General features: G+C 40.2%; 1 pseudogene. It reads right to left on the reverse strand.

Going from position 1 to position 266, the window contains the following annotated elements:
* Positions 1 to 266, reverse strand: a pseudogene (locus SB765_RS30360) (glycerol acyltransferase); the annotation flags it as partial.

Consider the following 266-nt stretch of genomic DNA (forward strand, 5'->3'; position numbering starts at 1 on the left):
AATCGATACTTTTAAGTTAGCATCATTGGCTGCACTTTTAGGAATAAATCGACTGCTTAAAAAGCCAATAACTGCAAGGCTTACTATTGCGATACTGATATAAATAGGGCCCGTTGCTTGGGTTATATAATAGGTGCCAAATACCGTGCCCAATAAAATTGCTACAAAAGTACCCGACTCCACCAGTCCATTCGCTTTAGTTAGTTCATTCGGGGCCACATGCTGCGGTAAAATAGAGTACTTAAGCGGTCCAAAAAAAGTGCTTT

The organism is Pseudomonas sp. SIMBA_067 (assembly GCF_046534675.1).
GTDB lineage: Bacteria > Pseudomonadota > Gammaproteobacteria > Pseudomonadales > Pseudomonadaceae > Aquipseudomonas > Aquipseudomonas putida.